Origin of the sequence: Nocardioides sp. CCNWLW239 (assembly GCF_037137035.1) — a bacterium.
In the GTDB taxonomy this organism is placed as follows: Bacteria; Actinomycetota; Actinomycetes; order Propionibacteriales; family Nocardioidaceae; genus Nocardioides.
Window position 1 is genome coordinate 224317 of sequence record NZ_JBBBNW010000006.1, and the last position, 7942, is coordinate 232258.

8 protein-coding genes are annotated in these 7942 nt (G+C 69.3%); 3 read left to right on the top strand and 5 right to left on the bottom strand.

The window, feature by feature from the left end:
- Positions 1-159 precede the first annotated feature (159 nt).
- From WBG06_RS21735 to WBG06_RS21750, 4 genes are all read right to left on the bottom strand, one after another.
- A complete protein-coding gene (locus tag WBG06_RS21735) occupies positions 160-1665 on the bottom strand; it encodes a serine/threonine-protein kinase (RefSeq protein ID WP_336739165.1) in 1506 nt (501 codons plus the stop codon).
- A gap of 166 nt (positions 1666-1831) precedes the next feature.
- The gene (locus tag WBG06_RS21740; protein WP_336739167.1) at positions 1832-2911 is read right to left on the bottom strand and encodes a branched-chain amino acid aminotransferase; all 1080 of its coding nucleotides are present in this window, start codon (positions 2909-2911) and stop codon (positions 1832-1834) included.
- 117 nt (positions 2912-3028) lie between these two features.
- Positions 3029-4084, bottom strand: coding sequence for a 3-isopropylmalate dehydrogenase (locus WBG06_RS21745; protein ID WP_336739169.1), 1056 nt, complete (start codon positions 4082-4084; stop codon positions 3029-3031).
- Positions 4085-4093: 9 nt separating this feature from the next.
- The gene (locus tag WBG06_RS21750; protein ID WP_336739171.1) at positions 4094-4279 is read right to left on the bottom strand and encodes a hypothetical protein; all 186 of its coding nucleotides are present in this window, start codon (positions 4277-4279) and stop codon (positions 4094-4096) included.
- Positions 4280-4547: 268 nt separating this feature from the next.
- On the opposite strand from WBG06_RS21750, the gene WBG06_RS21755 reads away from it, so the two are divergent.
- Positions 4548-5117 (top strand): O-methyltransferase, encoded by a 570-nt coding sequence (locus WBG06_RS21755; RefSeq protein WP_336739173.1) that lies wholly within the window; start codon positions 4548-4550, stop codon positions 5115-5117.
- Positions 5118-5234: 117 nt separating this feature from the next.
- Here WBG06_RS21755 and WBG06_RS21760 read toward each other — a convergent pair whose 3' ends face one another.
- Entirely contained in the window at positions 5235-5930 is a 696-nt protein-coding gene (locus WBG06_RS21760) for a DsbA family oxidoreductase (protein ID WP_336739175.1), read from the bottom strand.
- Between the two features lie 159 nt (positions 5931-6089).
- Here WBG06_RS21760 and WBG06_RS21765 point away from each other — a divergent pair, with 159 nt between their 5' ends.
- Both WBG06_RS21765 and WBG06_RS21770 read left to right on the top strand, forming a co-directional pair.
- A complete protein-coding gene (locus WBG06_RS21765) occupies positions 6090-7007 on the top strand; it encodes an ABC transporter ATP-binding protein (RefSeq protein ID WP_336739177.1) in 918 nt (305 codons plus the stop codon).
- Positions 7004-7837, top strand: a complete 834-nt coding sequence (locus WBG06_RS21770; protein ID WP_336739179.1) for an ABC transporter permease — start codon at positions 7004-7006, stop codon at positions 7835-7837. Before WBG06_RS21765 ends, WBG06_RS21770 begins: the two co-directional genes overlap by 4 nt.
- Positions 7838-7942 lie beyond the last annotated feature (105 nt).

Here is a 7942-nt window from a genome sequence, read left to right on the forward strand (position 1 = left end):
TGGGGCTGGATCTAGGGGTGGTCTGGGCAACAAAAAACCCTCTCGGGAACGAGAGGGTGGCGCGTCGGGCAGTGTGCTCGACGCGCTAGCGAATGATGATGACGTACGTCGTCATGGCCCTGATACTGCCACGAAATCTTCCTCCGTGGGACGGGCGTCTCACCAGCCGAGGAGCTCGACCCACCACGGCTCGTCGCCGCCGGAGAACTGCGGACCCTCCTCGGAGACGCTCTGGACCGGGAAGAGCGCCAGGGTGACGACCACCGCGAACCCGAGGATCCAGGGCACCCAACGCGCCGAGACCTGGTGCACCGCCTTGGTCACCGGGTCACGCAGCCGGTCGCGTCCGGAGCCGGTCCACAGCGCGACCACGAACGCCAGCCCGGCGATGCCCAGAGCCGCCTCGAGGGAGAGCTGCAGAGCGAAGCCGATCAGCACCGCGGCCACCACGAACCCGAATCCCCAGATCCCGATCACGAGCGTCTTCGGCAGCGTGCGGACCAGCCGCCACGGCGCCCCGATCAGGAGTCGAGGGGCGTCGTGCCACTTGCGACCGCGATACCAGCGCCATCGGCGCAGGTCGCCGGCAGCCAGCGTGCCGGACCGGATCAGCCAGGCTGCGCCGAGCACGAGCAGGAAGCCGACACTCGGGAACGCGACGATCACCCCGACGACGAAGGCGAGCAGGCCGAGCCAGATCGCGCCCCGGCGCAGCTTCTCGAGGCCGTCGGCCTGGCGCGGGCCCAGCCGCACGGCCGGGACGACCGGCGCGACCGGCGTGGTGGCCTTCTCCCGCTGGGTCCGGTCGCTCAGCGAGAGCTGCTCGACCGGCTTGTGCACGAACGGTCGGCGCGGCGTACGCAGCCACTCACGGACCTCGTCCAGCGTCGGGCGGTCGGCCGGGTCGGGCGAGAGCGCCTGACCGAGCAGCCCGCGCAGCGGCTGCGGCACGTCCTTCAGATCGTGCTCGCCGCGCCGGGCCCGGTCCATCAGCTTCATCGAGTTGCCCTCGCCGAAGGGCGGACGGCCGGTCGCGGCATAGGCCACCACGGCGGCCCACGAGTGCACGTCGGAGGCCGGAGTGGCCGGGTCGCCGACGGCGATCTCGGGCGGGAGGTATCCGGGCGTGCCGATCAACAGGCCGGTCACGGTGATCTGCGGGTCGTCGGCGACCCGGGCGAGCCCGAAGTCGATCAGGATCGGGGTGCGGCCCTCGACGATGATGTTGGCCGGCTTGATGTCGCGATGGAGGACGCCGACGGCATGGCAGTCGGCGATGCCCTCGGCCAGGTCGCTGGCCAGCTGCTCCACGTCCTCGCGCGAGAGCGGTCCCTCGTTGACGATCTTGTCGTGCAGCGTCGGCCCCGGGACGTAGCGGGTCGCCAGCCACGGCACCTCGCCCCACGGGTCGGCGGCGACCACTCCGGCGACCCACCGGCTCCGCACCCGCTGCAGCGAGGAGACCTCGCGCGCCAGTCGCCGCCGGCCTTCCTCGTCGCCCACGAACTGCGTACGCAGCACCTTCAGCGCCACTCGCTCACCGCTCGTGCGGTGGCTGGCCAGGTGGACCCGCCCCATCCCGCCCTGCCCCAGCAGGGAGAGCAGGTCGTAGTCGCCAACGGTCTCCCGTCGGGTCGCCTTGGGTAGGCGGGGGGCTGTCGTCACGGGACAAACCTTATCCGCCTCGACCGACACGACGCCCTCTCACACCGAGTCGACCGGCCCGAGTGAACAACCCGCCGAGGCGTCACGTACGTCGGCCGAGGTGGCACCTGCGTGCCACCTCGGCCGACCGGAGTGACGCCTCGGCGATCAGGTCAGCCGGCGTGGGTCAGACGATCTTGCGCATCCAGCCGAAGGTGTCCTCGGCGCGACCGAACTGGATGTCGACGAGCTGCTTGCGGATGGTCTTCCAGACCTCGCCCTCACCGGCGGAGGCGATGGAGCCGCCCTTGTGGACCAGCTCGCCGACCGGGGTGACGACGGCGGCGGTGCCGCAGGCGAAGACCTCGGTGATCTCGCCGGACTCGACGCCGGACTTCCACTCGTCGATGGTGAACTTGCGCTCCTCGACGGTGTAGCCGAGCTTCCCCGCCAGCTCGATGATGGAGGAGCGGGTGATGCCCTCGAGGATGGTGCCGGTCTCAGGGGTGACGATCCGGCCGTCGGCGTGGACGAAGTAGAGGTTCATGCCGCCGAGCTCCTCGACGTACTTGCCCTCCTGCGCGTCGAGGAACACCACCTGGTCACAGCCGTGGGCCGAGGCCTCGGCCTGGGCGACCAGGGAGGAGGCGTAGTTGCCGCCGGTCTTGGCCGCACCCATGCCGCCGCGGCCGGCGCGGGTGTAGTCCTCGCTGAGCCAGATCCGGACCGGCTTCACGCCGCCCTTGAAGTAGGAGCCGGCAGGCGAGGCGATGACCATGAAGGTCACGTGCTGGGCCGGGCGCACACCGAGGAACGCCTCCGAGGCGAACATGAAGGGCCGCAGGTAGAGGCTCTTCTCGTCGGTCTCGGACGCCTCGGGCACCCAGCGCTGGTCGACCTTCACCAGCTCGAAGACGGTCTGCACGAAGTCCTCGATCTCGAGGACGGGCAGCGCGAGCCGCTCGCTCGAGCGGACCATCCGGGCGGCGTTGGCCTCGGGCCGGAAGGACCAGATCGAGCCATCGGCGTGCCGGTAGGCCTTCATCCCCTCGAAGACCTCCTGGGCGTAGTGCAGCACGGCGGCCGCAGGATCCAGGCTGAGCGGTGCGTAGGGCTCGATGCGACCGCCGTGCCAACCCTGTTCGGGCGTCCATTCGACGGTGAGCATGTGATCGGTGAAATGGTTGCCGAAGCCTGGGTTCGCCAGGACCTCCGCGAGCTGCTTGTCGGTGGCCGGTTGGGTCGACAATGTGGTGCTGATCTCCATGACCATGAGATTAGTCCTGTTCTGCGATCGCTGCGCTAATGGCGACGGGAAAGTGGTGGGGTCAGACGAAAGGGCCGGACGCAGAGTTTCTGCGCCCGGCCCTTCGAGGGTGAGCGTCTAGCTGGTTACGCGGGCGGCGATCGCGTCGCCGACCTCGGAGGTCGTACGTGGCGCCGAACCGCGCTCGGAGAGATCGGCGAGCACGGCGGCGTCGATGGCGGCGGCAGCCTCGGGGTGGCCGAGGTGCTCGAGCAGAAGGGCCCCGGACAGGATGGCCGCGGTGGGGTCCGCCTTCTGCTGGCCGGCGATGTCGGGGGCGGAGCCGTGGACGGGCTCGAACATCGAGGGGAACTCGCGGGACGAGTTGATGTTGCCGGAGGCGGCCAGGCCGATGCCGCCGGTGATGGCAGCGGCGAGGTCGGTGATGATGTCGCCGAAGATGTTGTCGGTGACGATCACGTCGAAGCGGGCCGGGTCGGTGGCGAGGAAGATCATCACCGCGTCGATGTGGAGGTAGTCCACGGTGACGTCGGGGAACTCCTCGGCGACCTGCTGGGTGATCCGCCACCACAGCGAGCCGGCGTTGACGAGCACGTTGGTCTTGTGGACCAGCGTCAGCTTCTTCCGCGGCCGCGCGGACGCGCGGGCGAAGGCGTCGCGGACGACCCGCTCCACGCCATAGGCGGTGTTGACCGAGGTCTCGGTGGCGACCTCGTGCGGCGTTCCGACCCGCATCGCGCCACCGTTGCCGGTGTAGAGGCCCTCGGTGCCCTCACGCACCACGACGAAGTCGATCTCGCCCTTGTCGAGCACTGCCGGCGACAGCGGGGAGGTCGCCCCCGGGAAGAGTCGCGACGGACGCAGGTTGACGTAGTGGTCGAGCTCGAAGCGGAGCTTGAGCAGCAGCCCGCGCTCCAGGATGCCCGGAGGCAGGTTCGGGTCGTTGGGCTTGCCACCGACCGCACCGAGCAGGATCGCGTCCTGCTCCTTGATCTCGGCGAGAACGGACTCGGGAAGGACCTCGCCGGTGGCGAGATAGCGCTCGGCGCCCAGGTCGTAGCGGGTCTGCTCGAACTTCACCGGAGAAGCGACCTCGAGCACCTTCAGCGCCTCGGCGGTCACCTCCGGTCCGATGCCGTCGCCGGGGATCACTGCGAGGTTGGTCGTAGACATACGGCGAGACTAGTTGTCGTCGGGCAGCTGGCCGCCGTTGTCCCGCAGGTCGAGCGCCTGCTGGACCGCGGCGATCGTGTTCTCGACGCTGTGCGGGTTGTCGGGGTCGTGGCTCGCCGGGCCCCACTCGCGGACCCACTGGTTGCCGACATAGTCGGATCCGGAGGCGGGGCTGTCGGGATACATCGCGTACATGACTTCTTCCTTCACACATCAGGGAAACAGGTGGTGTGGGAGAGAGAAGCCGGGGTCTTTAGAAGACGGAAGCCACCGCGACGAGGTGGCTTCTCCTGCGGTCGTTACCGCTGGGCCCCGTCGCGGCACTCGAGTACGAGAAAAATGCTCCGCATGGTGTTCTGACGTTAACCCGGCAGACGCCTTGTGGGACCAGTTCTGGACGAATGGTCCGCTATCCGAGACACCCGTGCGCGCGATCACACCCGTCATCGGGAAGACTGGCCCTGTGAGTGCACCCCCAGAGCTGCCAGACGTCGTGACCCGCGCCTTCGACGTATCCCGTCGCGCGGGCTATGTGTCGTTCTGCCGCAACGAGACCGGACGGCTTCTGGCGACCCTGGCGGCCACCCGCAGCGGCACCATGGCCGAGTTCGGCACCGGATGCGGTGTCGGCACCGCCTGGCTGCGCAGCGGCGTACGCGGCGAGGCCGCCCACATCGTCTCCGCCGAGCTCGACGAGCATCTCGCCAAGGAGGCCGCCGAGATCTTCGCCGACGACGAGCAGGTCGAGGTCATCGCCGCCGACTGGGGCATCCTGCGCGACCGCGGTCCGTTCGCGCTGCTCTTCCTGGACGCCGAGACCCCCGGCGGGGTCTCCCCCGACCAGCTCGCCGACCTGGTCGAGGAGGGCGGCATCGTCGTCATCGACGATCTCATCCCCACCGACCTGTGGCCGCCGATCGTCTACGGCCGGGTCGACAGCCTGCGCGAGTCCTGGCTGACCGACGAGCGGTTCACGACCGTCGAGGTGATGGTCGCCCCCGACACGAGCGTCCTGATCGCCACGAAGCGGTGAGCGGGCCGGTTGGTCCGTCTAGGTATGCAGCCGAACAGTCACATCCCCGGCGGAGTTCCGCTAGGGATGTAACGGTTGGTCTGCATACCTAGACAAACACCCACACCTGCGGCAGCCTCAGATGGCGCAGCCGTCGGGACCGCAGGCGTCGCCGTCGCCGACGATCGTCAGGGCGGGCCTGGTCTCGGCATGCACCCGCTCCAGCAGCTGGCTGAACACCTCGGTCGGCTGAGCGCCGGAGACGCCGTACTTCTCCTCGACGACGAAGAACGGCACCCCGGTCGCGCCGTAGGCACGAGCCTGGTCGATGTCGGCCTGCACGTCGCCCGAGAACTCCTCGCTCGCGAGCACCTCGTCGACGCGAGCACCGTCGAGACCGACCTTCACCGCGGCGCGCTTCAGCACGGCGTGGTCGCCCATCGACTCGCCGCGGGTGAAGTACGCAGCGAGCAGCTCCTCCTTGAGCGCGGCCTGCTTGCCCTCGGCCTTGGCCAGGTGGAGCAGCCGGTGGGCGTCGATCGTGCGCGCGTGCGGGGTGTCCTCGTAGTCGAACTCCAGACCGGCCGCAGCGGCCGGCACGCTGACCTGCTTCATCATCTCGCGGGTCTGCTCGAGGGACGCACCGAACTTCTTCGACAGTGCCTCGACCGTGCTCTCCACCGGCACCTCGGGAGCGGTCGGGTCGAGCTCGAAGGAGTGGTAGACGATCTCGACGTCGTCGCTGTGCTCGAAGCCCTCCAGGGCCTCCTCGAGGTGGCGCTTGCCGATGTAGCACCAGGGACAGACGACATCGGACCACACATCAATACGCATGCCACGACAACGTTTGATCCGGTACGAAACATTCCGCAACGGACTCATCTCCCCTGAGACGGTCTCAGGGGAGCTCAGGGGAACGACCAGGAACCCGCCAGGGATCTGCCAGGGATCTGCCGGAAGCGCGCGGCGCCCGCCCGAGGCGAGGCTGGGGGCATGATCCAGATCGATGCCCTCACCAAGAGGTACGGCACGTTCACGGCCGTCGACAACGTGACCTTCACCGCCGAGCCCGGCCGGGTGACCGGCTTCCTCGGCCCCAACGGCGCCGGCAAGTCCACGACCATGCGCATCCTGGTCGGACTCACCGATCCGTCCTCCGGCAGCGCACACCTCCTCGGCCGGCACTTCTCCCAGCTGCCCAACCCCGGTCGCGAGGTCGGCGTGCTTCTCGACGCCTCGGCCCAGCACGGCGGCCGGACCGGACGCGAGATCCTGACCCTCGCCGCCCGGACCATGGGACTGCCGAAGTCGAGCGTCGCCGAGACCCTCGACCGGGTCAGCCTGACCGAGGAGGAGGCCGGGCGCCGCGTACGCAACTACTCCCTCGGGATGCGCCAGCGGCTCGGGATCGCGACGGCCCTGATCGGCGACCCGGAGGTGCTGATCCTCGACGAGCCGGCCAACGGGCTCGACCCCGCCGGAATCCGCTGGATGCGAGACCTGTTGCGCGGCTTCGCCGACGACGGGGGCACGGTGCTGCTCTCCTCGCACCTGCTGCACGAGATCGAGGTCATCGCCGACGACATCGTGGTCATCGGCAACGGCCGGATCGTGGCCCAGGGCACCAAGCAGGAGCTGCTGGCGTCCGGCGAGACGTACGCCCGTGCCGGTGATCCCACCGCGCTCGGCCGCGCGCTCCAACGCGCCGGGCACAACGCCGAGATCACCACCGAGGGGGCTGTCCGCACCGGCGCCGACCTCGCCACCGTCGGCCAGGTCGCCTTCGACGCCGGGCTGGTGCTGACCGAGCTCCGCGCCGCCGACGGCTCCGGCCTGGAGGAGATGTTCCTCCAGCTCACCGCCGAGACCCAGCGCGACCACGTCCCGAACCTCGAGGAGAACGCAGCATGACCACCACGACCGTCACCCCCGACCCGCTCATCCCTGCGGGGCGTCACGTCGACGCCTCCAGCCGACGCGGGCGGACCGTGCCTGCCCCGATCCCCTTCGGCCGCATCGCCGGCGTCGAGCTGCGCAAGATGTTCGACACCCGCTCGGGGTTCTGGCTGATGACCAGCCTGGTCGTGCTCGCCCTCGCGGCGACCGGCGCGATCAGCATCTTCGTGGACCCCGACAACCTCGACTACGAGAGCTTCGCCACCGCCTGGGGACTCCCGATGTCGGTCATCCTGCCGATGATCGCAGTGCTCGCCGTGACCGGCGAATGGAGCGCGCGGAGCGCGCTGACCACCTTCACCCTGGTTCCGGGACGTGGTCGCGTGATCGCCGCGAAGGCACTGGTCACGGCCGTGGTGGGTCTCGTCTCCATCGCCGTCGCGGCCGTCGTCGGGGCGCTCGGCTACCTCGGCATCGCCGCGATCATGGACCTCGACCCCGTCTGGAACCTCTCCTTCGGCGAGCTCGCCCGGGTCACCCTGGTCCAGGAGATCGGGATGTTCATGGGGTTCATGCTCGGCATGGTGTTCCGCAACTCCCCCGGGGCCATCGTCGCCTACTTCGTCTACGCCCTGGTGCTCCCCACCGTCTCGTCGGCCCTGGCCTCGACCAACACCTGGTGGGCCGAGCACGCCAACTGGTTCGACCTCAACTGGGCGACCATGAACCTCTACTCCGAGACGACCGCGAAGATGTGGGCACAGCTGGGCGTCGCCAGCGTGATCTGGCTGATCATCCCCACGCTCATCGGCCTCCGCCTCGTCCTCAAGTCCGAGGTCAAGTAACCCGCCGAGTCGGCGCAACTGTCCCACCCAAAACCCCCCAGGAGGGGGGGGGGGGTGGGTGCGGGGGGGTGGGACCCCCCGGGCGGCGGGCGGGGGGTGGGGGCG